The organism is Reinekea sp. (genome assembly GCF_046710285.1).
In the GTDB taxonomy this organism is placed as follows: domain Bacteria; phylum Pseudomonadota; class Gammaproteobacteria; order Pseudomonadales; family Natronospirillaceae; genus Reinekea.
On the sequence record NZ_JBKEGY010000024.1, the window covers coordinates 20,614 to 44,422 of the forward strand.

At 44.5% G+C, this 23,809-nt stretch carries 22 protein-coding genes; 9 read left to right on the forward strand and 13 right to left on the reverse strand.

Annotated elements, in window-relative coordinates; genetic code table 11:
* Positions 1-19 precede the first annotated feature (19 nt).
* The 3 genes from cgtA to rplU form a co-directional block, all read right to left on the reverse strand.
* Complete coding sequence (gene cgtA / locus ACI882_RS14640) at positions 20-1,219, reverse strand: Obg family GTPase CgtA (RefSeq protein WP_411745104.1); 1,200 nt, start codon at positions 1,217-1,219, stop codon at positions 20-22.
* Between the two features lie 387 nt (positions 1,220-1,606).
* Positions 1,607-1,861 (reverse strand): 50S ribosomal protein L27, encoded by a 255-nt coding sequence (gene rpmA, locus ACI882_RS14645; protein ID WP_411745103.1) that lies wholly within the window; start codon positions 1,859-1,861, stop codon positions 1,607-1,609.
* A 12-nt stretch (positions 1,862-1,873) separates the two neighbouring features.
* Positions 1,874-2,185 carry a 50S ribosomal protein L21 gene (rplU, locus tag ACI882_RS14650; RefSeq protein WP_411745102.1) on the reverse strand — a complete coding sequence of 104 codons (312 nt, stop codon included), beginning with the start codon at positions 2,183-2,185 and terminating at the stop codon, positions 1,874-1,876.
* A 238-nt stretch (positions 2,186-2,423) separates the two neighbouring features.
* Between rplU and ACI882_RS14655 the strand changes: the two genes are divergently transcribed.
* Positions 2,424-3,392 carry a polyprenyl synthetase family protein gene (locus ACI882_RS14655; protein WP_411745101.1) on the forward strand — a complete coding sequence of 323 codons (969 nt, stop codon included), beginning with the start codon at positions 2,424-2,426 and terminating at the stop codon, positions 3,390-3,392.
* Positions 3,393-3,402: 10 nt separating this feature from the next.
* Here ACI882_RS14655 and ACI882_RS14660 read toward each other — a convergent pair whose 3' ends face one another.
* The 6 genes from ACI882_RS14660 to ACI882_RS14685 all read right to left on the reverse strand — a co-directional run bounded on the left by ACI882_RS14660 (position 3,403) and on the right by ACI882_RS14685 (position 8,138).
* Positions 3,403-4,071 carry a flagellar brake protein gene (locus ACI882_RS14660; RefSeq protein ID WP_411745100.1) on the reverse strand — a complete coding sequence of 223 codons (669 nt, stop codon included), beginning with the start codon at positions 4,069-4,071 and terminating at the stop codon, positions 3,403-3,405.
* A gap of 66 nt (positions 4,072-4,137) precedes the next feature.
* A complete protein-coding gene (locus ACI882_RS14665) occupies positions 4,138-5,040 on the reverse strand; it encodes an SDR family oxidoreductase (RefSeq protein ID WP_411745099.1) in 903 nt (300 codons plus the stop codon).
* A gap of 16 nt (positions 5,041-5,056) precedes the next feature.
* Positions 5,057-5,434: a SirB2 family protein gene (locus ACI882_RS14670; RefSeq protein ID WP_411745098.1), complete on the reverse strand. Its 378-nt coding sequence runs from the start codon at positions 5,432-5,434 to the stop codon at positions 5,057-5,059.
* 17 nt (positions 5,435-5,451) lie between these two features.
* Positions 5,452-6,054, reverse strand: a complete 603-nt coding sequence (locus ACI882_RS14675; protein ID WP_411746295.1) for a pentapeptide repeat-containing protein — start codon at positions 6,052-6,054, stop codon at positions 5,452-5,454.
* A 101-nt stretch (positions 6,055-6,155) separates the two neighbouring features.
* The gene (locus tag ACI882_RS14680; protein WP_411743480.1) at positions 6,156-6,752 is read right to left on the reverse strand and encodes a single-stranded DNA-binding protein; all 597 of its coding nucleotides are present in this window, start codon (positions 6,750-6,752) and stop codon (positions 6,156-6,158) included.
* 42 nt (positions 6,753-6,794) lie between these two features.
* Positions 6,795-8,138 carry an MFS transporter gene (locus tag ACI882_RS14685; RefSeq protein WP_411743481.1) on the reverse strand — a complete coding sequence of 448 codons (1,344 nt, stop codon included), beginning with the start codon at positions 8,136-8,138 and terminating at the stop codon, positions 6,795-6,797.
* A 115-nt stretch (positions 8,139-8,253) separates the two neighbouring features.
* Here ACI882_RS14685 and uvrA point away from each other — a divergent pair, with 115 nt between their 5' ends.
* On the forward strand, positions 8,254-11,082 hold the full coding sequence (uvrA, locus tag ACI882_RS14690; RefSeq protein WP_411743482.1) for an excinuclease ABC subunit UvrA: 2,829 nt from the start codon (positions 8,254-8,256) through the stop codon (positions 11,080-11,082).
* Positions 11,083-11,102: 20 nt separating this feature from the next.
* On the opposite strand, the gene ACI882_RS14695 is transcribed toward uvrA, so the two are convergent.
* Together ACI882_RS14695 and trxA are read right to left on the reverse strand one after the other, a co-directional pair.
* Positions 11,103-12,371 carry an HD-GYP domain-containing protein gene (locus ACI882_RS14695; protein ID WP_411743483.1) on the reverse strand — a complete coding sequence of 423 codons (1,269 nt, stop codon included), beginning with the start codon at positions 12,369-12,371 and terminating at the stop codon, positions 11,103-11,105.
* A 50-nt stretch (positions 12,372-12,421) separates the two neighbouring features.
* Entirely contained in the window at positions 12,422-13,279 is an 858-nt protein-coding gene (trxA, locus tag ACI882_RS14700) for a thioredoxin (RefSeq protein WP_411743484.1), read from the reverse strand.
* A gap of 149 nt (positions 13,280-13,428) precedes the next feature.
* Between trxA and ACI882_RS14705 the strand changes: the two genes are divergently transcribed.
* Positions 13,429-16,341 carry an insulinase family protein gene (locus ACI882_RS14705; RefSeq protein ID WP_411743485.1) on the forward strand — a complete coding sequence of 971 codons (2,913 nt, stop codon included), beginning with the start codon at positions 13,429-13,431 and terminating at the stop codon, positions 16,339-16,341.
* Positions 16,342-16,436: 95 nt separating this feature from the next.
* Here ACI882_RS14705 and ACI882_RS14710 read toward each other — a convergent pair whose 3' ends face one another.
* On the reverse strand, positions 16,437-17,429 hold the full coding sequence (locus ACI882_RS14710; RefSeq protein WP_411743486.1) for a sensor histidine kinase: 993 nt from the start codon (positions 17,427-17,429) through the stop codon (positions 16,437-16,439).
* Between the two features lie 119 nt (positions 17,430-17,548).
* Between ACI882_RS14710 and ACI882_RS14715 the strand changes: the two genes are divergently transcribed.
* From ACI882_RS14715 to ACI882_RS14735, 5 genes are all read left to right on the forward strand, one after another.
* Positions 17,549-18,013, forward strand: a complete 465-nt coding sequence (locus ACI882_RS14715; protein ID WP_411743487.1) for a chemotaxis protein CheX — start codon at positions 17,549-17,551, stop codon at positions 18,011-18,013.
* 55 nt (positions 18,014-18,068) lie between these two features.
* Complete coding sequence (gene deoC / locus ACI882_RS14720; RefSeq protein WP_411743488.1) at positions 18,069-18,839, forward strand: deoxyribose-phosphate aldolase; 771 nt, start codon at positions 18,069-18,071, stop codon at positions 18,837-18,839.
* A 22-nt stretch (positions 18,840-18,861) separates the two neighbouring features.
* Positions 18,862-20,178 carry a thymidine phosphorylase gene (gene deoA, locus ACI882_RS14725; protein WP_411743489.1) on the forward strand — a complete coding sequence of 439 codons (1,317 nt, stop codon included), beginning with the start codon at positions 18,862-18,864 and terminating at the stop codon, positions 20,176-20,178.
* Between the two features lie 211 nt (positions 20,179-20,389).
* Complete coding sequence (locus tag ACI882_RS14730; protein ID WP_411743490.1) at positions 20,390-21,625, forward strand: phosphopentomutase; 1,236 nt, start codon at positions 20,390-20,392, stop codon at positions 21,623-21,625.
* Between the two features lie 64 nt (positions 21,626-21,689).
* The gene (locus ACI882_RS14735) at positions 21,690-21,914 is read left to right on the forward strand and encodes a hypothetical protein (protein WP_411743491.1); all 225 of its coding nucleotides are present in this window, start codon (positions 21,690-21,692) and stop codon (positions 21,912-21,914) included.
* Between the two features lie 12 nt (positions 21,915-21,926).
* Here the strand turns inward: ACI882_RS14735 and ACI882_RS14740 are convergent, their stop codons facing one another.
* On the reverse strand, positions 21,927-22,643 hold the full coding sequence (locus tag ACI882_RS14740; protein ID WP_411743492.1) for a 2-phosphosulfolactate phosphatase: 717 nt from the start codon (positions 22,641-22,643) through the stop codon (positions 21,927-21,929).
* Between the two features lie 92 nt (positions 22,644-22,735).
* Between ACI882_RS14740 and ACI882_RS14745 the strand changes: the two genes are divergently transcribed.
* The gene (locus ACI882_RS14745) at positions 22,736-23,623 is read left to right on the forward strand and encodes a DMT family transporter (RefSeq protein ID WP_411743493.1); all 888 of its coding nucleotides are present in this window, start codon (positions 22,736-22,738) and stop codon (positions 23,621-23,623) included.
* Positions 23,624-23,809: the final 186 nt, after the last annotated feature.

Consider the following 23,809-nt stretch of genomic DNA (forward strand, 5'->3'; position numbering starts at 1 on the left):
TGTAGTTCCTTTTGAATATTTAAGGGGAGTAGACTAACTCAACATCATGGTCGTCGTCATCTTCATCATCATCGTCTTCGTCAGTTTTACCTAAACGATCTTTACGACGTTTGTTAGATAACATTTCGATGCGTTCACGCGCTTCTTCTTCCACCTGCGCACGTAATTCGTCGTCTTCTTCGGCAAGCTCAGGATCTTCTGCTAAACGATCACGGCGCTCTTCTAACCAAACCATTAAATCACTGGCAAGTTGTTTCGTGCCTTCACCTGAAATTGCAGAGATTTGATAAACCGGGCCTTCCCAGCCTAGGGCTTCAACAACTGAGTCTACGCGTGCTTGCTGTTCATCTTTGGGCACCATATCCATTTTATTCAACACTAACCAACGTTCACGCATGGCCAGTGTAGGACTAAACACGGCAAGTTCATTAGCAATGGCTAGGGCGTTATTCGCGGGTGTAGATTCATCGAATGGGTACATATCAACAACATGCAATAACACGCGCGTTCGAACCAAGTGCTTTAGGAAGCGGATACCTAAACCGGCTCCTTCAGAGGCACCTTCAATTAGCCCTGGAATGTCGGCCATAACGAACGAACGCATGGCATCCACTCGAACAACACCTAAATTAGGAATCATGGTAGTAAACGGATAATCGGCAACCTTAGGTTTAGCTGAACTCACGCTGCGTATAAGAGTTGATTTACCTGCGTTCGGTAACCCCAACAAACCAACATCGGCTAACACTTTAAGTTCGAACTTAATGTTACGGCTTTCACCTTCTTTGCCCGGCGTAGATTGGCGCGGCGCTCGGTTGGTGCTCGACTTGAATCGGGTATTACCAATGCCACGAGCGCCGCCTTCGGCGACCATGAATTTTTCACCGGCTTTTTTCAGGTCGACTAAGACTTCATCAGTATCAACATCAATGACAGTTGTGCCAACAGGGACTACTAAGGTGACATCTTCGCCTTTACGGCCCGTCATATCCGAACCCATGCCCTGCTGACCCTTTTCGGCTTGGTAGCGACGCACAAAACGATAGTCGATTAATGTGTTAACGTTTTCATCGGCTCGCACCCAAACGTTACCACCAAATCCACCATCACCGCCATCGGGGCCACCTTTCGCGATAAACTTTTCGCGACGGAAACTAACACAGCCTTTACCACCGTGACCGGCTTCGACTGCAATGGTGGCTTCATCTACAAATTTCATGATCTATATCTCTTTTACGGTTTGGTTTGACAGCGTTTTGCGGCTGACTCGAGCCCTGTGTAATTCATTGTTAAGGACGCCGTAAACCCATCCATGGGGGCTTGGATGCGACATCCATGTCGCATACACCTTAACAATGAATCACACAGCACTCTTAATACATCAGTGCTTTCTATACAGTTTAGTTGAGACTACCGTATGAAAAGCACGATAACTTATAAATATAGAGCATCTGCTGCATGGATGAAGCAGTTGAGCCCCCATGGATGGGTTCACGGCGCCTCTATATTTATAAGTTATTGTGCTTTGTCTTTAACCACAGAAAAAACCAGGGTTAAAACGCAAAAAGCCCCGCACGCGGCGAGGCTTTGATCGTTGTTTCGCTAATTAAGCGACGATGTTTACAAACTTACGGTTGCCTGCACCTTTAACAACAAATTCTACCTTACCGTCTGCTTTCGCAAACAACGTATGATCTTTTCCAAGACCAACGTTATCACCAGCGTGGAAACGAGTGCCACGTTGACGAACTATGATAGAACCAGCGCTTACAGTTTCGCCACCGAAGGCCTTGACACCAAGTCGTTTACTGACCGAGTCACGACCGTTTCTAGTACTACCACCAGCTTTCTTATGAGCCATGAGAAATCTCCGTTATGCCTTGATACCAGTAATTTTAACTTCAGTGAACCACTGACGGTGGCCCATTTGCTTCATGTGGTGCTTACGACGCTTGAACTTCATGATCTTCACTTTCTTGTGACGACCTTGAGCGATAATTTCAGCAGTCACTTTAGCGCCTTTAACAACAGGTTGGCCTAAGCTCACCTTGTCGCCATCAACAACCAATAGCACTTTTTCGAAATCGAACGTTGAGCCCGTTTCCGCTTCAATTTTTTCTAGCTTGACCGTTTGGCCTTCTGCTACGCGGTATTGCTTACCGCCAGATATTATTACAGCGTACATCTTTATTCTCCAAAGATTTTCGTTTAAGCCCCTGATCTTACTCTGTCATTACTACCTGTTTCTAAAGGCGACGCCACGCTGTTGGGCACCCTATGGCAGGGAATGAGTCAAACTGATCGGGCGGCGTATAGTACGGAGATATAGCGCTAGTTGCAAGCCGTTTTTTAGTAGACTTGACAGGGGCCGCTCGCCTCCCTAGCATCGCGCCTAATTAACAGTTAATAGACTTTAAATTCACATGGATCATAAAGCAATTCACGCGGTTATAGCGGACGATTTCAGTGCAGTAAACGACACCATACATCAGCAGCTTGTTTCTAATGTCCCCATGGTCGAGAAAATTGCAGAACATATTATAACCAGTGGTGGTAAGCGCTTACGCCCAACTATCGTGCTTTTAGCGGCAGGGCTAACCAATAGCCAGCATGAAAAACAGCATCAATTAGCCACGGTTATTGAGTTTTTACATACTGCGACGCTATTGCACGACGATGTTGTCGATACGTCTGAACTAAGACGCGGCAAACCTACTGCTAACGCTCAATGGGGCAACGCGGCCAGTGTCTTGGTGGGCGATTTCTTATATGCCCGATCCTTCGAGTTATTAGTCAAAATTGGTCATTTGGGGGTAATGGATGCGCTTGCTGCAACTACTCGCAAAATTGCTGAAGGTGAAGTATTACAGTTGACCAATGTTCGCAACCCTGATACCAGTGAAGAAAAGTACCTAGAAGTCATCATGGGCAAAACTGCAATTTTGTTCCAAGCCTGTGGCGAATGTGCGGGGTTAATTGCTGGTACTTCTGTCGAGCAATGTAATGCGTTAGCTGATTATGGCTTACATCTAGGCTTGGCATTCCAACTCATTGATGATGTGCTTGATTATTCTGGCGAAGCTGAGAAGCTGGGTAAAAATGTCGGTGACGATCTTGCTGAAGGTAAACCTACATTACCTATTATCCATGCCATGGAGAATTGCAATGAAGCTGAACGCAAACTCATTCGCTCATGCATTCGCAAAGGCAGTCTCGATCAGCTTGATGACGTTATTCAAATTATGAACAGTTACGGCTCACTCGAGTACACCATTGCCCAAGCAGAAGCCCACGCTAAGAAAGCCCAGCAGGCGCTCAATATTTTTCCTGATTCAGTTTTCAAAGAAGCCATGGCGGCATTGGCAGGCCTATCTGTACAGCGAGATTCTTAGCAAGCCCTTCTTAACGCCCTGCACCTTTGGCCACTTGGCCATTCACGAAGGCTTGTAGGGCTAAAAAATCAATATCAGACACATATTTAAACTCAATGCCGTAAGCCGCTGTTGAATTTGCGACTTCAAAGCGGTTCAGCTCTGCTCGAATACTGGCCTCGATGGATATCAAACGAGTCACATGCCCAACCACGACCTTGCCACTGATCAAAATAATATCACCAATAGCACCAATAGGCTCCATGCACTCTAGACGCGCGCCGGTTGTGGACAAATCAACGACCGCCCCTGAACCACGCTGCCAAGATGAATCGGTTTGATTCACTACCGATACTTTTAAGTTAGCAACCACTCGCTCCGACTTACGCACAGTACCCACTTCGACTTGCCTAGGCCACCCTAAGTGGAAATAATGGATGGGTGTTGTGCAGAGGTGAACCACTTGCGCACTGAATGCACACGCTACTTTATGCGAAAAAAAACGACAGATAATAGTTTGTTCTTTGCGTAGCAACAACGGCCTGTTTTCACCAAGCATAGGCGTTGTCACTAAAACCGAACGATTGGGCACAAAGCCGATAAGCGTACCCTGGTAGCGCTTTGCGCCTGCCTCCGGCAGCTCTATATTGATACTTAAACCAGCGGTTAAGCGCAGTTTCGATAAATCATGGATCGGCATTCAGTCGGATTTCCCATTTTAAAACGGTGGTTTCTACTCTATAGATCGGTCTGAATGCAAATTTCTTTAGTCTTTGTCCATTTCATTCACTTCGACAGAGCCTGAAGAAGCGTACTTTTGCTTGAGGGTATCGTGCAAACCTCGACGCCAAGGATGCCGTTTAATACCAAAAGCGGATAAAATTTTACGACAACTCAACTCATAAGACTCATTAATACCGCCTTCTTCAGCGGTCAGTTCTTCAATGGTCTCAATCTTTACGTCTGCCATCGATTTAATAACCGTGATCGCCGTTTTAGCAAAAGTAAACATTGAACAAGCATCACTGTCGACATAGTGATAAACACCCCATAACGCAGGCTCGGTACGACAATCTATTTGCTCAGCCATAGCAACAAAGGCTTTCGCAATACTCAACGTATTGGTAGGACAGGCTTTCATCGACCCTGAAAAACGCATTTGCTGCTCACTAACCGCAGCATTACATAAACGAGTTAAATAATTATCACCTTCATCACTAAACAACCAACTGGTGCGTAAAATTACCGTTGAAACGCACCGTTGCTGCGCCTTATGCTCACATTTAAGCAATAGCTGGCCACTTTCGGTTATTGGATGGGTGGCGTCTGCTTCTTTGTAGGAGGTCTTTTTCTGCCCATCAAAGACACTGGCGCTCGATATTTGAAATAAGACTTTTTCGTTGCTTTGGCAAAAAGCCGCCAATTTTTCTGTCACTTTGAGCAGCTGATCTTCGTTCATCACCAACCCTGAAGGGAGCTCTTCTGGCAACGTGTTGACGATATATGCTTCTTTAATCTGCTCACTGCACAGAGCGACATCACCTTGATCATCAAGATCTAAAGCCGTAAAAGGAATCTCGCGCTCAAGTAAATAATCACATAATGCGTGACCTATTTGAGTGTTGGAACCTAAAACACAAAAGCACAAACTCGGTGAATGCTTTATCACGCGCGACTCCTCATAATTAACCTATCGCCAGCCAAGACATAGGGTTATGCGCAATCGCGACACCTAAAATGTAACCAAACACCAGTATCGATAATATCGCAAACAACGCACGAATCGTCGCCGTTTTACCGCGTTTTATCGCTATAGTTCCAAGTACAATGTAAGCCATTAACGCAACCACTTTCGCCCATATCCACATGGAACTGAGCGGCCAATAGCTTGCCAAATATATCGCGCACGCTAAAAGAACCGTATCAATTACATGCGGACTAATTTTTACCCATTTTTGCTGTAGTAACACAGATTCGCGAACCGACCAAAAGGCACGGAGCATAAAAAAACAAATACTCAGCACAGCAGATAACATGTGCAGATTTTTAATCATTATATACATCGTCTTTCCTTTTTGATTTAATCAACTAAAACAATATCGAGGCTTTCTAGCAAACTTACCGCTTCTAGCCGACTAAAAGTCGCTTTCTTAATGGTCGTGTTATTTACATCAATATAGTAGTTTTCTGCATTTTCGAAATTGGCGCCATTTAGGTTTGCACCGTCAAACAGGCTGTTCGCTAAGTCTGCACCATTAAAATTGGCATCGCTAAAATCACCTTCTCGGAAATCAACATCATTGGCTTTGCATTCTTCGAGATTCATTTCCGTCATATATAGACCGAAAAATGAGGAATCATTCAAGACACACTGATGAAACGAAACTGGCGCAGACAGCTTCAAGTTTGACCATGCGGCCACCGTCCAATCAACCCCAATAACTTTACTCTCACGAAACTCTACATCCATAAAGCGACTCGCATTTAAGCGCATAACACTTAAATTACAGCGTATAAATTCACATTCTATGAACTTACAATGGTCAAACAAGGTACCACTAAAATCGCACTCTTTGAAAACACAACTATCAAATTCGATATACTCTAAACGCTCGTCAGCGAGCTGCTGATCAATGAAAGTTTCTGAAATATATTCTGTTTTCGCGTTATTAGGATCAAGCATCAAACACCTCTACAATAGTACAACTAAAAAACCCCATAAAAATGGGGCTTATTACAATCATTACGCTAAATACATTCTAGTTGATGACTAAAAACCTAACGCTAGAAGGGTATGTCATCATCAAAATCGTCAAAACCACCTGCTGGTGGCGCTGGTTGAGACGGTGCCGATGCTGGAGCCTGTTGTGGCTGCTGGTAGCCGCCTTGCTGTGGTGCTGGCTGTGAAAATCCGCCTTGCTGCTGTTGAGGCGCCGCTTGTGGCTTAGACTGGTTATAGCCGCCCTGCTGCTGTGGTTGCTGATAGCCGCCTTGCTGTGGTGCTGCCTGACCAAAGCCGCCACCTTGCTGCTGGTTGTCACTTCGACCACCAATGAACTGCATTTCATTACCCACAATTTCAGTTGAATAACGATCTTGACCGTTCTGGTCTTGCCATTTACGGGTTTGTAAGCGTCCTTCAATATAAACTTGAGAGCCTTTATTTAAATACTGCGCTGCTATTTCTGCTGTACGGCCAAATAACACAATGCGGTGCCATTCGGTTACGTCGGTACGATTACCTTGGTCATCGGCACGACCAATTTCATTGGTGGCAACGTTCAAGTTAACAATTTGCGTGCCTGATGCAGTTGAGCGTACTTCTGGGTCTTGTCCTAAACGGCCAAGAATAATGACTTTATTTACGGTACCTTTCGCCATAACGGATTCCTATCGATGTCTGTCTTTGCAATATAATGAGTGTTAAGCCGATTTCGTAACGGGCGAACTCTTAAGGGTCATTAGCATAACACTCCATAAGATATTCGCTACTACACCGAGGATCGCGATGCCCAAAAAACCTGCCTGTGTGAAAACATAACCGCCTGCAACGCCGCCTAAAGCCGCGCCTAAAAATTGAGCTGTTGCAAACACGCCCATCGCTGTACCACGGACTGAGGCGTCAACTCTGCGACTGAGCAATGAAGGTAATGTCGCTTCAACAAAATTAAAGCCGACAAAAAACAACCATAATGCCAATGCACTGAGCCATAGCCAATCAAAACTGGCCAGGGATCCGAGTGCCACGACCATAAAGGCTGCTGAGAGTTTTAAATAAGGGATTTGTGCTTGGCGCTTTTCAGCAAACATCATCATCGGAGCCATACCTAGAAAGGCGAGCACCATGACGGGGCCATAAACCCAGCCAAGCTGTTCAGACATCAAGCCTCGTTCGACTAATATTAACGGCAAGCCGACAAATATTGACGTCATCGTAACGTGCAGTAAAAATATCCCAACACTCAAAACAGCAACAAATGGGTTTTTAAGCACTGGCGCCAATAAATCTCGCCTTACTTGCCGCTCGGCATGAATACGTAAATCGGGCACCGGGGGCAAAGTGGCCACTATAAGCATACTTAAAAGCGCCAAGCCTGCTGTAAACCAAAACAGACCTGAGAGCCCTGAAAACCCAACGATTATGGGTCCAATAATGACGGCGATGACGAACGATGAGCCGATAACGATACCCACTATCGCCATTGACTTGGCTCGCTCCTCTTCACGGGTGTAATCGGCTAACAAAGCCAACACAACACTCGAAATAGCACCCGAGCCTTGCAACGCTCGACCGACGATCAATAAATACACATTATCACTGAGCGCACATAAGACACTTCCAGCTAAAAATAAGACCAAACCAAAATAGATCAGTGGCTTGCGACCGTATCGATCAGACAAGGCACCAAAGGGTATTTGCAATAGTGCTTGTGAAATTCCATAAATACCCAGAGCCAAACCCAGTAGCATGGGCGTCGCCGATGTTAGGTCTTGACCGTACAAAGTAAGCACCGGTAACACCATGAACAACCCCAACATTCGCGAGGCATACAACAAAGTCAGCCCAGATAAGGCTTTACGCTCTAAACGATTCAGTGCCATATAATTTTGATCACACCATAAAAGCAATTCATTTCGGTCGCGGATTCTAACAGAGACTGACAATAATGTAATAAAAACACTAGAAAACTGGTTGTTTGTACAGTATATTTGTGACGCTTTTCGAATAACACGCACTCGAAATGCAGATCCAGCAGATGAATCCAATACGCCTCCCCAGCCGTATAGACTCATTCTGATGCGGAGGGTGAAACCTCCGCTGGATCTTCTTTGAAATTTATGTTTTCTTTGCTCCCTTGCATTAATCATTATCGAGGTTTTAATGGACTATATTTCCGTCCAAGGCGCACGTACACACAACTTAAAAGACATTACGGTTGATATTCCACGCGACAAGCTTGTCGTTATTACCGGTTTATCGGGCTCTGGTAAGTCCTCACTCGCCTTCGACACCTTATACGCCGAGGGTCAGCGACGCTATGTAGAGTCATTGTCAACTTACGCGCGGCAATTTTTATCGATGATGGAAAAGCCCGATGTCGATCACATCGAAGGTTTATCTCCCGCCATTTCAATTGAGCAAAAAACCACCAGCCATAACCCACGCTCAACCGTGGGCACAACAACCGAAATTTATGATTACTTAAGATTACTCTTTGCCCGTGTCGGTGAGCCACGTTGCCCAGAACATGGTGAGCCCTTAGAAGCCCAAACTGTTAGCCAAATGGTTGACCAAGTTGTCGCGCTACCTGAAGGTAGTAAGCTAATGATGCTTGCCCCTTTAATTCGTGATCGCAAAGGTGAGCACTTACATGTCTTCAATGAGCTAAAAGCACAAGGGTTTGTCCGTGTCCGTGTTGATGGCACCGTGATGGACTTAGACGAAGTGCCTGAACTCGATAAACGCAAAAAACACACCATTGAGGCCGTCGTAGACCGCTTTAAAGTACGTGATGACTTAAACCTTCGCCTTGCTGAATCTTTCGAGACTTGTTTAGCGCTAACCGGCGGCATATCTCAAGTAGCGTGGATGGACGGCGATGGCGAAGACCTCCTATTTTCCAGTAAATTTGCCTGCCCTCAATGTGGCTATGCTATTACCGAATTAGAACCACGAATGTTCTCGTTTAATAACCCTGCTGGAGCTTGTGGCGAATGCGATGGTTTAGGGCTTAAGCAATTTTTTGATCTCGACAAAGTTGTCCGTGATCCTAAGCTAACCCTAGCTGAAGGAGCCATTACCGGTTGGGATCGACGCTCTGTTTATTATTTTAGTCAGTTAACGTCTTTAGCTGAACACTATAAAGTCGATATTGAGAAACCATTTGGCAAACTGCCTAAGAAATTTCAAAAAGCAGTGCTTGAAGGTAGCGGCGATATTGAAATTGAATTCAACTACGTTAACAGCCGTGGCTCTGTTTACAATCGCAGCCATGCATTTGAAGGCATTATTCCCAATATCGAAAGACGCTTTCGTGAAACCGACAGTAACTCAGTTCGAGAAGAGTTTTTAAAGCTAATGGCAGAGCAATCATGTCCGAGCTGTCATGGAAGTCGACTAAAAGAAAGTTCACGCAATGTCTTTATTGATGGTGTCACCTTACCTGAAATAACCCACATGTCGATTGCCGATGCCGTGCGTTATTACAACAAGTTAAAGCTATCCGGTTCAAGAGCAAAAATTGCTGACAAAATTTTACGAGAAATTATTCAACGCTTGGAGTTTTTAGAAAACGTCGGCCTTGAATACTTATCGCTTGATCGCAGTGCCGATACATTATCTGGTGGTGAGACACAGCGTATTCGTTTGGCCAGCCAAATTGGTGCGGGTCTTGTTGGCGTCATGTACATTTTAGATGAACCTTCAATTGGCTTACATCAGCGTGATAACGACCGATTACTTAAAACCCTGACCGACTTGCGCGACATGGGCAACACTGTCATCGTCGTCGAGCATGATGAAGAAGCGATTTTAAGTGCCGATTATGTTTTAGATATTGGCCCAGGGGCGGGTGTTCATGGCGGTGAAATAATTGCCAAGGGTACTCCGGCTCAAATCATGAAGAATAAAAACTCAATCACGGGCCAGTACCTTAGCGGTAAGAAAAAAATTGAAATACCGTCAAAGCGACTGCCTATTGATAAAGATAAGCAATTAGTCATTAAAGGGGCCACAGGCAACAACCTAAACAATGTCACGCTTGAAGTTCCAGTTGGCTTATTCACTTGTATCACGGGTGTTTCGGGTTCGGGTAAGTCAACATTAATTAACCGAACGCTTTACCCGCTTGCAGCAACCGCTCTAAACAATGCCACCACCTTAACGGCCGCACCTTATAAGATAATTGAAGGCTTAGAGCACTTTGACAAAGTAGTTGATATCGATCAAAGCCCAATTGGACGTACACCCAGATCAAACCCAGCGACTTACACAGGTATTTTTACCGCTGTGCGTGATTTGTTTGCGGCAACACAAGAAGCTCGCTCGCGAGGTTATGCGCCGGGACGTTTCAGCTTTAACGTTAAAGGTGGCCGTTGTGAGGCCTGCCAAGGTGATGGTCTGATCAAAGTTGAAATGCACTTCTTGGCCGATATATATGTGGCTTGTGATGTTTGCCAAAGCAAACGCTACAACCGAGAGACTCTAGAAGTTCGCTACAAAGGCAAAAATATTCACGAAGTACTCGATATGACCATTGAAGATGCGGCTGAGTTTTTCGAGGCCATTCCGGCACTGTCTCGCAAGCTGCAAACACTTATGGATGTGGGCTTGTCTTACGTAAAGTTAGGTCAAAGTGCGACGACGCTTTCAGGAGGTGAAGCGCAGCGTGTCAAATTAGCTCGTGAGCTGTCAAAACGAGATACCGGCAGTACGCTTTATATTTTAGATGAACCCACTACAGGTTTGCATTTCCAAGATATTAAATTATTACTCGATGTACTACACCGATTACGTGATAACGGTAACACCGTTGTGGTTATTGAGCATAATCTTGATGTCGTAAAGACTGCTGATTGGGTTATTGATCTTGGACCAGAGGGCGGTGTTAAAGGTGGTAACATTGTCACCGCGGGAACACCTGAGCATGTTGCTAAAGATAAAAAGTCGGCTACTGGTAAATACTTAAAACCGTTACTAGATAAAGCCTAAATTATCGTAGGCAAGGATGCCTACGATTGATACAGACTCAAATCCTTTTGGATGTACTTTTTAACATCAAACCCGAATGAGCCATTGGCTAACTCTTTGACAATGCTCTTGCCTTCTACATTTTCGGTTGCTAAGTTTACTATTCGTTCAAACGGGTTTGGTTGCTTCTTATCATCACTGACAATTAAAATTTTACTACTTGCAGGGTCAAGATCATTTGACCCAACGACGACGGCAATTTCACCTGACTTCAGCTCGACTAAGCAACCGACTGGATACACACCAATGCACTTAACAAACTCTTTGACCAATGCTTCATCGAACTGTGTACCGGCGTTTTTCAGTAAAATGTCTAGCGCAAACTCAGATGATTTAGGCGTTCCATAAACGCGGTCACTGGTCATAGCATCGTAAGCATCAACGACAGACACCAGTTTGGCATAATACGGAATCGCATCTTCACTCAAGGCTCTAGGGTATCCTTTGCCGTCGATACGCTCGTGATGCGAATGCGCAACATCAACGGCATGCCGGTGACTGCCTTCCATCGACATGAGGATATTGCGACCAAAGGTGGTGTGTTGTGCCATCATTCGAGCTTCTCCGGAGTTGAATCTGCCGGGCTTGTTTAAAATATCTAAGGGAATATTGGCTTTGCCGACATCATGCAATAAACCACAAAGCGCGATAGTTTTTATTTCAAAATCTAACAACCCCAAATGCCGTGCAAAGGTTGCACTGAGAATACATACATTCATACTGTGTTCAGCAGTATAATTGTCTTTATTTTTTATTTGGCTCAAGAAACGAAGCGCATCTTTATTGGCTAAAACACTGTCGACAATTTCTTCAACCGCGCCACGACAGTCATCCATCTTAATATTACGGCTAAAACGCAAGCCATCGAGGACGTTATTTGCCATAGACCGCGCGTCATCAAAAGTAACCCGTGAAGCCTCAACCGCATCTTCAAAAACTATAGTATCGGTATAGTGAACAGGCGTTTCAGTAACTGGTCCATCAACACCGGGGCGATGTGTTTTACCGTCAGGTTTCTTAGGTTTCGCTTCTAGTTTGCGTTTAAACGCATCTATGTCTTCAATTTTAACTTGCACAAACACTTGCTCGCATTGTGCTTGCAACTGATAAATTTCATCTTGAGATTTAATGATGAAACCCTGCATTAAAAAATTAGTCTCTTCCCACGGACGATCCAGACTAACAACGTTCATACCTATTTCCAAATCACCTACTGAAATAGGAACATCATAATATTGCAGGTGCTTCATTGAACCAAACCTCACTTCCTTCTGTAAAATCTAACGTTTAGTTTGAGCATTTAATACATCAACGTGAATAACTTTCGCTGATACCTTGCAGCTAAAGGGTCGCCTGCCGGCAAGCCACTCAAGACATCTAGGAATGCCTTTTTAACACCCCCATCAAGGTAGTGGATATCGGCTTTTAGTACCGATAATAACAATTCCAATGACTCTTCAAATCGATCAGCCTGACTAAATTGTATACCTAATTCGTATTTTAGACCGAGATTATTCGGGTCATTTGCTAATTTGCGTTGTAGTTCCTTTAGCTCTGGCGTTTCGGCCGCTTCTTGCATTAATTCCATCCGCGCCGTTAACTGGGCATATAAAGGGTGCAATTGCTGTTCCATGGTAGCTTTGGCTAACAAGCCTTCGGCATCGCTGATGCGCTTCGTGCTTAAATAGCAATCCGCCATTAACAAGCCAACCTCAAAATTTTTATCACTGAGTTGATAAGCCTCGGTAAGAAGCGGCAAGGCTTCTTGATAATTTTTATCAACCATGAGAGCTTGCGCATCTTGAGCCATTAGTTGCCATGCGCTCGGCAAATATTGGTTTAACTTCTCACGAATAACGCTTTCTGGCTCTGCACCTTGAAATGCATCAATTGGTTGGCCATCTTTCACAAATGCCACGGTTGGCAAGCTTTGCACACCAAAATTAGCGGCTATCGTCTGCTGTTCATCGGCATTTACTTTAGCTAAAAGCAATTGACCTGCATATTCGTTCGCTAATTTCTCTAAAATTGGACCTAACATTTTGCAAGGCGCACACGTTGGAGCCCAAAAGTCGATTAAGACCAGTCTTTGTTTAGACTCTTCAAACATTATCTGCTGAAAGTTCTCTTCCGTGACGTCGACAACGTTAACTTGCATACGGCTGTGCCCTTAATTAGTTCAAAAAATGCCATTATGAAGCCAATAACGAAAATCTCCAATCATTCTCACTAGCACTCGCTCCTTAGCCCCGTTAAAATGCCAGATCAATCTGATTTGTCAGGCTTAGCCACTCAAAGGGGTATCAAATGAAAAAAGGCGTCGGAATCGCCATTGGGGTTTGTCTTGTTGCTGTTGTTGCAGTAGTAGGTATTTACTTATTGCCCCAAAACACGGCAGCGGGCCTCAACCCATCAAATATTGTCGTGAGTGACACTGAATCACGCCATTTTAAAACATTAACGTTGAAGAACGGCCTGAAAGTCGCTTTGGTATCCGATCCTGGCTCTGACAAAGCAGCCGCGGCTATGAATGTTTTTGTCGGCTCATGGGAAAACCCAACAAATCTGCAAGGTTTGGCTCACTTTTTGGAGCATATGCTATTTTTAGGGACCGAAAAATACCCAGAAGCGGATGGTTACCAGCAGTTTATAGAAAGAAACGGTGGCCGCGACAATGCTTACACTAGTTCAGAAAACACTCTATATCACTTCGATATCAATGCTCCCGCGCTACCTGAAGCCCTTGACCGATTTGCACAGTTTTTCATCGCACCCCTATTTGACCCTATTTATTCCGATCGCGAACGTAATGCCGTTCACTCCGAATACAGTGCTAGCTTACAAAATGATGGTCGCCGCATTGAAGATGCTATCCGAGAGATTGTCGATAAAACTCACCCTGCATCAAAACTTGCTGTTGGCAATTTAGAAACCTTAGCTTCGGATAACATGAGTGAGACACTTAACCAGTTTTACAAAGCTCACTATGTCTCGACTCGCATGGCGTTAACCGTATATGGCCCACAGCCTATTGATCAACTCGAAAAGCTGGTCGAAGAGTACTTCAAGGGGATTAGAAATATTGAATCTGCAGCGCCTATCTATGGAGAACCCATCATTGCCGCTGAACGACTACCCTTGCTGGTTGAAGTGGAACCTCGTAGTGAATTAAGACAACTAAGCTTCCGATTCCCAACAACTAATACGGTGGCCAATATTACCAATCGGCCAGAAAACTACGTCGCTCACTTATTGGGACACGAATCTACGGGTTCTTTACTTTCAATTCTTAAAGAAAAAGGCTGGGCTGAGAGCTTATATGCTGGCTCTGGTGGTCTCACGGAATCAATGACCACCTTTAATGTCACCATTGAGCTTACGCCAGAAGGCGTTCAAAACTGGCAAGAAGTCGGTGCTCTATTGTTTGCTCAAATTCAATTAATCTCTGAACAAGGTGTTCAACAATGGATATTCGACGAGCAACAAAGAATTAATGAAATTGGCTTCCAGTTCGCAGAAAAAGTCTCCGCTAGTCAAACAGCTGTTGTTCTCGCTGAGCGTTTACGCTTTTATCCAGCAGAGCAAATTCTTTCGGGCCCTTACCGAATGGAAGGCTATTCACCTGAGCAAATAAACCAGGTACTCAAGCAACTCCAGCCAGATAACGCATTAGTAATTCTTACTCACCCTAATGCGGAAACCAACCTGAGCAGCAAATACTATCAAACTCCCTATTCTGTTGGTGACTTATCCGGAAACTTGTTAGCCACTTGGCGTAATCCTAAACCAAGTGTGACTTTGGCATTGCCGACCGAAAACCCCTTTATTCCATCTCAACTAGATGTATTACCTTTGGTGAATGAAGCATCAGCATTGTTCTTTGCTAACCCTCAACGTATTGCAACAAGTGAAACTACGACGGTATGGTTTGAGCAAGACGATCAGTTCCAAACACCAAAGGTTGATATTCATTTACTGCTAGAGACTGATTTTGCAAATCAATCAGCTGCGAATCGAGCAGCAACTTCGCTTTACTTGACGCTTGTGAATGACGCCTTGAACGAAGTTCGCTATGAAGCCAGCCTAGCTGGGTCAGGTTATGGCATTAGCTTAGCCGATAACGGCATTTTAATTCGTTTGTATGGTTATCAAGATAAGTTACAACTGCTACTAGATACTCTGACCATTGAACTAGCCGATCACTCAATAGACGCCGATCGCTTTGCAATTAAACGCGAAGAGTATATGCGCAACTTACGCAATAGTGATGAAGAGCCAGTTATTCGACAGGTTCTTCGACGAGCGAATGAATGGTTGGTAAGCAATAGTGTTTCGGTTGACGAACAAATGGAAGCCGTAACTCAATTAACTTTAGAAGACTTAATTGAAGCTCGTGAGACCTGGCTAACTGCAAACCACTTAACTACCTTTATTCACGGCAACTTAACGCAAGTACAAGCATTAGAATGGGCAACTAGAATTGATGCAATAATCCCGCAAGAAGGTGCACCGAAGATAAATCGTACAGTTGCTAAAATTCCGACTCGTACCTTTCTAAATTCAATTTACATTGATCATTCTGATTCGGCATTTTTGCAATATTATCAAGGCGAATCTAGCTCACTACGTGAACGCGCTTTATACGCGCTTCTGGCTGATATGTTAAGTGCGCCATACTTTACTGAACTAAGAACTAAAGAGCAGCTTGGCTATATTGTCATGGCCCGACCTTATCCCATTGATGATCTACCTGGTTTAATACTTTATATTCAATCTCCTTCTACCGATCCGGCGCTTTTACAGCTCTACTCTGATCGTTTCCTGAGTCAGTATCGTCAACGTTTACAGGTGCTTTCTGATGCTAATTTTGATGACTTTAAACAGGGTCTTAAAACTAATTTATTAGAGGAAGATAAAAATCTCTATCAATTGAGTGGACGTTACTGGGGCGATATTCAAGTTGGCAATAAAAACTTTAACAGCTTAACCCGTATAGCACATGAGGTTGATTTAATTAGCTTAGATGGCTTTCGTCGTTTTTATGAGAATCGAGTTTTAGCCGACAATGTACGTAGCCTTTCGCTACATCAGATTGGTAAAAATATGAAATCGGATTATAAAGATCACATGGAAAGTATTGTCGGGCTGTACCCTTTAGATTCGCCTAAGCAATGGCCAAATGATATTGAATGGGTATCTCCAACATTCAATAATAACTAGTAATAGCCGCGGTGTTTTGCGCCGCTGGCTTCTTAGAAGTTAATCTTGCATAGGATTCTCTAGTTGTCACAGTTCCTATGCAAGAACATCCGATATTACAATTCTAGTTTTTGTTCAAACGGGTTTCTTGGGATAACCAACAATACTTCTGTTCCCTTATCGGTCGCGTTCACCTCCAAGAGCCCATTGAGCAATTGAGCCATACGCCTAGAAACAACAAACGTTAAGCCTGGTCCAATATCTTGGCCATCTTCTACAATACCTATATATTCTGTTAGCACTCGTTTGAGCTGCTCTTCAGTCAAAACTCGCCCATTTATATTAAACGTTATGCGCAAAGCATCGCCAATGTCGGCGTCTAAATAACCAATTAAATGAACATGCAATTTCGTGTCAGTATTCATTCGAATTAATGCACGTGCTATTCGTGAGAGCAGGCTCTCTAACCACTGATCATCTGCCATGATAGGCATATGGTCTTCAGGATTATCTAACTTAACCGTTACGTTATGTCCTTTGCCAAACTCAGCCCAGTCATCGACTAGCGGACCTATCTGGTCAACAAAGTTCATCTCTTGAAGTTGTGGTATCTCAGATTTCAATTCCAATTTCGCTAGCGATTTTAAATCGTAGGCATATTGTTTCATGCTTTTAGCGCGAAACTGAACTTGCTGGCTTAAATCGCTTTCAGTTTGCGCCGTTACCTCAATCAATTCATCCATTGCATGATCTAGTGCATTCGCCATATTCTGTAAAGCGTGGTCTTTCTCTTGCGTGGAATTCAAGACTATACGCCGTAATTCACCAGCTTTTTTGGCATCATATTCGTAGCGGTCAATCTTCAGCTGCGCTTCTTGGACTTGTCGTTTAGTGCCACTGTGGGCCTTATTTGCTGATGCTAGCTCGTCCTGTGAGTGATTGACTGTCGACAAACTAAATATAACAGCGAGTACATTAACCACCAGCAATAGGGCTAATTTCCACAATTCGATTTGGTTAAATAACATCCAAAACATCAATAAACCGAGGGATAACCATGTTACAAACGATAAAACTAAGTACTGTCGTAAACGAGATGCTTTACTCACTCGATAAATCTCCAATAACGTGTAAAAAGTAGACCAAAATCAATTCAATCGTTGATAGAAAGCTGCATTCTGCCAGATATCTACTAACTTTAGCAGTAGTTACGTAAAACGAAGGCTTTATGGACGTCAAATTAATCAACCCTTTTGTAGAGTCACTCCTTGAAGTGACAGAAACTATGGCCCAACTGTCAGGGCACATTGGTAAAGCGCAATTAAAGGTCGGTAATAAGTCGCATGGTATTGTGAGTGGTTATATTCGCCTTCATAGTCCAAACACCAATGGTTCGCTTTCAATAAGCTTCTCAGAAGCGGCCTTATTAGCTATTTACGAACGAATGCTAGGTGAGCCTTTAAAACAACTTGATGATTCAGCTTACGACCTAGTCGGCGAACTGACAAACATGGTCTGCGGTGGTGCTAAAAGAAGATTCAGTGAACAAGGCCTTGATTTTGACCTCGCAACACCCGATGTCATTAAAGGTGATGGTCATGAATTAAATCATTTAGACAACCAACCAGTGGTCTTACTCCCTTTCCGTTATGAAATGGGTGAAATTTACATTGAAGTCTGTCTGAATCGTTGAGTTCGTGTTCATTTCCACCTAGAATAAACACAATTTGACCATACGGACAACAATTATGACACAGCTTCAAGACTCAGCTCGCAAAGCCCTCTCTTTAATGGACCTCACCTCGTTAAACGAAAATGACACCGATGCGATTATTGAATCGCTGTGCCAGCAGGCTAAAACACCCGAAGGCAGCCCAGCAGCCGTCTGTGTTTATCCTCAATTCATTAAAACCGCACGCTCAGCCCTTTCAAAATTGGGTTTGGAGTCTGTAAAAATAGCCACAGTGACTAACTTCCCAGATGGCAGCCCGGATATTGAAAGAGCCGTATCGGAAACAAAGCAAGCCGTTGCTGACGGCGCAGATGAGGTCGACGTAGTTTTTCCTTATCGAACGCTCATGGCCGGCGACTCTCAAACAGGCTTCAACTTAGTCAAACAATGTAAAGCTGCCTGTGGCGACACTGTGCAGTTAAAAGTGATTATTGAGTCTGGTGTTTTAGAATCTGAAGCGCTGATTAAATCTGCCTCTGAAGTTTCAATTGATGCCGGTGCTGACTTTATTAAAACCAGTACAGGTAAAGTAGAGGTGAACGCCACTTTAGCCGCCGCTAAAATTATGATTGAAGCGATAAAAAGCAGCCAAAAACCTGTTGGTTTTAAAGCGGCAGGTGGCGTACGTAGCGCCGATGATGCTTCTGAATACCTAGAATTAGCGGCTCAAATCATGGGACCAGACTGGGTCTCAGCCTCAACCTTCCGGTTCGGCGCTAGCAGTCTACTAGGCAGTTTGTTAACGACACTTGGGCATCAAGCGAATTCAACTAAAAGCGGCTATTAACAATTAGAAAATGAGGCACAGTATGTATTTACCACAAGAGATTATTCGTAGAAAGCGTAACAATGAAATTTTAACCACTGAAGAAATACAGTGGTTTGTCCGTGGCATTTATGATGAAAGTGTCACCGAAGGTCAAATTGGCGCTTTTGCAATGGCCGTTTATTTTAAAGGCATGACTATCGACGAACGCATAGCACTAACCCTTGCTATGCGTGATTCTGGGCGCATCTTAGACTGGTCAGATCTAAATGGTCCGATTGTTGATAAGCACAGCACAGGCGGCGTAGGTGATGTCGTCAGCCTAATGCTTGGCCCTATGGTCGCTGCCTGTGGTGGCTATGTTCCCATGATCTCCGGTCGTGGCTTAGGCCATACTGGCGGTACGCTGGATAAATTCGAAAGTATTCCAGGTTACGACCCTTTCCCAAATAATGATAACTTCCGCAGAATCGTTAAGGATGTGGGTGTTGCAATTATCGGTCAAACAGGTGATTTAGCCCCTGCCGACAAGCGTTTTTATGGTATTCGTGACGTTACGGCAACGGTCGAAAGCATTGACCTAATCACGGCATCTATTTTGTCTAAAAAGCTCGCTGCAGGCTTGGACGCTTTAGTGATGGACGTAAAGGTTGGCCATGGTGCTTTCATGCCAAACTACGAAGCCAGTAAAGCGCTAGCGCAGAGTATCGTAAACGTTGCAAACGGTGCTGGCACTAAAACCACTGCATTGCTGACCGATATGAATCAAGTCTTAGCGCGTTCTGCGGGTAATGCCGTTGAAATGCGTGAAGCGGTTAAGTATTTATCAGGTGAGTATCGCGATGCCGCGGTACATGAAGTCACTATGGCCCTATGTGCCGAAATGCTAGTCAGTGCAAAACTTGCCGCTAACTTAGAACAAGCCCATGAAAAGCTACAGGCCGTTCTAGATAACGGAAAAGCACTCGAAGTTTTCTCAAAAATGGTCGGTGCATTAGGCGGCCCGAACGACTTTGTCGAGAAAATGGAAAGCTATTTGCCACAAGCACCATTAAAGTTGACACTCAATGCACCTCAAGCAGGCTACATTGCTTCGGTTAAAACGCGAGACCTTGGCTTAGCCGTTGTACAACTAGGTGGTGGGCGTTCGCGAGCAGATCAAAAAGTCGACCACGCTGTTGGTTTAGACAAAATCGTTAAACCAGGCGAGTACCTTGAAAAAGGTGAACCTTTGCTTGAGATTCACGTAAGAGATCAGGCTCAGTATGACAGCGTAAAAGACGCAGTCTTGTCATCATTTTCGTTCTCAGAGCAAAAGCCTGAAGCGATTAAATCAGTTTATGAAACTGTGACGGGCTAGTGTTAATAAAGGAAGCGCCCAGGCTATTCGACACTTATAGCTGAGGTGCTGTAAAAATAGGGTGTTCATTGGCATGGATGCCAATGACAAGCCCCCATGGATGGGTTTACGGCGTCCCTAGTTTTACAGTACCTCAGCGCAGACACCTACGTAGGATAGTAGCGCACTCGAGAACGGTACACCTTCTCAGCATTTAAAAGAGGTAATTATTATGAAACGAGCACATATTTTAGTATTAGATAGCTTCGGCTTAGGCGAAACAGACGATGCAGACACATTTGGCGATGTTGGCGCAAATACGTTCGGTCATATTGCTCAAGAATGCGCTGAAGGTCGTGCCGATGTTAACCGAGAAGGTCCGCTCAAACTTCCGAATTTAACTCAGCTGGGTTTAGTGAACGCAGCGACTGAAAGCAGTAAAGGTGAAGTGCCTGCCGGCTTAGAGCTATCGTCTGGGCCTATTGCCAGCTATGGCTATGCTGCAGAAATGTCCAGTGGTAAAGACACCCCAAGTGGCCATTGGGAAATAGCCGGTGTACCTGTTTTATTTGAATGGGGTTATTTCTCTGAAAAAGAAAATTCATTCCCTGAGTCCTTACTTGAAGAGTTTATTAAGCGCGCTAAGGTTCCGGGTATCTTAGGTAATTGTCACTCCTCAGGCACTGAAATCTTAAAGCAACTCGGTGAAGAGCACATGGCCACTGGTAAGCCAATTGTTTACACCAGTGCAGACAGTGTTTTTCAAATTGCTTGCCATGAAGAAACTTTCGGCTTAGAGCGTTTATATGAGCTATGCGCGATCGCTCGTGAATTAGTGAACGAATATAATATTGGTCGTGTCATCGCAAGACCGTTTGTTGGTGCCGATGCAGGCAGCTTTGAGCGTACAGGCAACCGTAAAGATCTTGCTGTACAACCGCCATCAAAAACAGTTTTAGAAAAACTCACAGACGCCAATGGCACTGTCATATCTATTGGTAAAATTGCTGATATATATGCTCATACCGGCATTAGTGAAACTCACAAAGCAACGGGTTTGGCTGATTTGTTCGATAAGACCTTAGATAAAATTACAACCGCAAAAGACAACAGCATCGTGTTTACTAACTTTGTTGATTTTGACTCTAGTTATGGACATCGTCGAGATGTTGCCGGTTACGCAGCCGCACTAGAATACTTTGATACTCGCATCCCTGAATTATTAGAAACCGTTGCCGATGGCGATTTAGTGATCTTTACAGCGGACCACGGTTGTGATCCAACTTGGCCAGGCTCTGATCATACCCGTGAGCACATCCCGGTTATCGTCTATTGCAAAAATCGCGAGCCAGTTAACCTTGGCAAACGCGAAACCTTTGCCGATATTGGCCAGACACTCGCCGACTACTTTGGCTTGGAAGCTATGGATTACGGCACGAGCTTTTTAACTGAGATGACTCCAAAATAAAACATTGCTTTTAATTTAGTAATTGCTAATATACAAGCCATTCACATCAAAGGTAAATATCGATATGACATGGCTTGATTCTTTGGCTTGGCCAATGCTGTTAATTGCGGGTGCATTTTTAGCCGTCTCCCCGATTCAACCTGAACCCCATTTAGTTGAAAAACTGAGAATGCTCAGTCAAGGCACCCTGGTTAAGCCACTCGACATATTCGACTTACTTTGGCATACCGCACCCTTAGTACTGATCGCCGTCAAAGCGTATCGTCAATTTGTTATGCAAGTAAACTAGTCCCACACGGAATTAGAACTGAACAAAAGCTCCATTGACTAGCCGTGCAGCGTAGGCATCGGCATTTTCTTCACAAGCCAGCGCTACATCTTGTTCGTAGCCAAGTTCAATTAAGGCTCGACCGGAGACCGCTGAAGCCATTCGCTCTTCAAGCTCTCCTGTGACGCTTAAATAGGCCATTTCAGCGACGGCTGCTTCTGGTGAGCGATGACCATCAAGCTCGTTTATAATGGCACCGGCGCCAATGAGGTCTTCCCATGCTGGGCGCAATGAGTTGTCTTGCCAGCGCTCACCTGCGGGTACAATACCTATGGTTGCACCGAGTTGCATCGCGGCAGTAGCCGTTGCTCGCGCATTTCTCAAACTACCCGACAAAATTGGCGTATCACCACCCATTAAACTTAATGTTGCGCCATTCGGAGAAGGCAATACGATTCGCTGTCCAAGACTCATATCTAGAAAGCTAGCAGGGGATAGGCTGATTGTATCGGTTTCATTGCTCTCACCGCGCTTAGAAGCGCATTGAGCTTGAAGCTCATCGGCATAGTCAATCGCCTTTTGTGGATCTATTGTGGTGGGATAAACAATGGCGCCACGATCTGCTGCGAGACTTGTACAGGTCGAGAAAGACAAGATGTCGACCACAATGATGACGTCGCAAGCGTCACGTAGGTTAACTATGCCCTGTTCGCCCCACTCGCAACGAATATCAAATAGCGATTGTTTCATTTCTCGTTTATCCTAGTCTTTTTGCATTGCACTTAGCCTAGCATAGCCATGCATTCTGCGTGAATCCCTTACGCCCCAATGGAACCAATTTAATGTCTGCCAAGTCTTTTAGTTTATTGATTGTATTATCGGCCTTATGGGGAGCCTCTTTTCTTTTCATGCGCATTGGCGCACCAGAGTTTGGGCCTGTAAGCCTAATATTTATCCGCATGAGCGTAGGAGTTATTGCTATATTACCTTTTTTCGCCAGCCGTAAATTGCTCAACACGGTTAAAAACAATGCAAAGCCACTGCTGTTACTGGGGTTAATAAATCACGTTATACCTTTTACCGCCCTTTCTTATGCCGCTTTGTCATTAGATTCAGGCTTTACTTCACTGATAAACTCAACAACACCCATTTTTACCGCCCTAATCGCGGCACTTTTCTTTGCGTCAACGATCAAGCCAAGTCAGAGTGCGGGCTTAGTGGTTGCGGTTATTGGTGTGGCTATTTTATCGTCTGACAAAATGAACTTTGGCAGTTTAGGCACTGGCTGGGCGATCGCGGCTGGGTTATTGGCAGCAACATCCTACGGTTTCGCAGGTAACTACACCAAACATGCGTTAAACCACCTAAGCGCCATTGAAATAACCGTCGGCAGTATGCTTGCCTCGACCCTTATATTAATAATTCCAGGAATCTATTTTTGGCCTGAGGCAAATCCAAGTTCGCAAGCATGGGTTAGCGCGCTGTTACTCGCCGTAGCTTCTACGGGCATCGCTTTTATTATCTATTTCAAAATCATGAAAGAAGCAGGTGCCTTTATGGCTTCGAATGTAACCTTGTTAGTACCGCTGTTCGCGGTGAGTTGGGGTGTCTTTCTCTTGGATGAATCGCTCAGCCTAAGATTATTAGCCGGCATGGTAGTCACACTGCTCGGCACCGCATTAACATTAAAGCTAATCACTTTCAAAAAGCTAACCATAAAATCTATCTAACCCCACACTTTAAGGCGTTGGGGTACTGTAAAAACAGGACGTTCATTGGCATGGATGCCAATGACGAGCCCCCATGGACGGGTTTACGGCGTTCCTGTTTTTACAGTACCTCAACGCCGACCTCCGCTACAGACTGCCACCTTCAGAAAACAAAAAAGGCGCCGAAGCGCCTTTGTGTTTACCCAA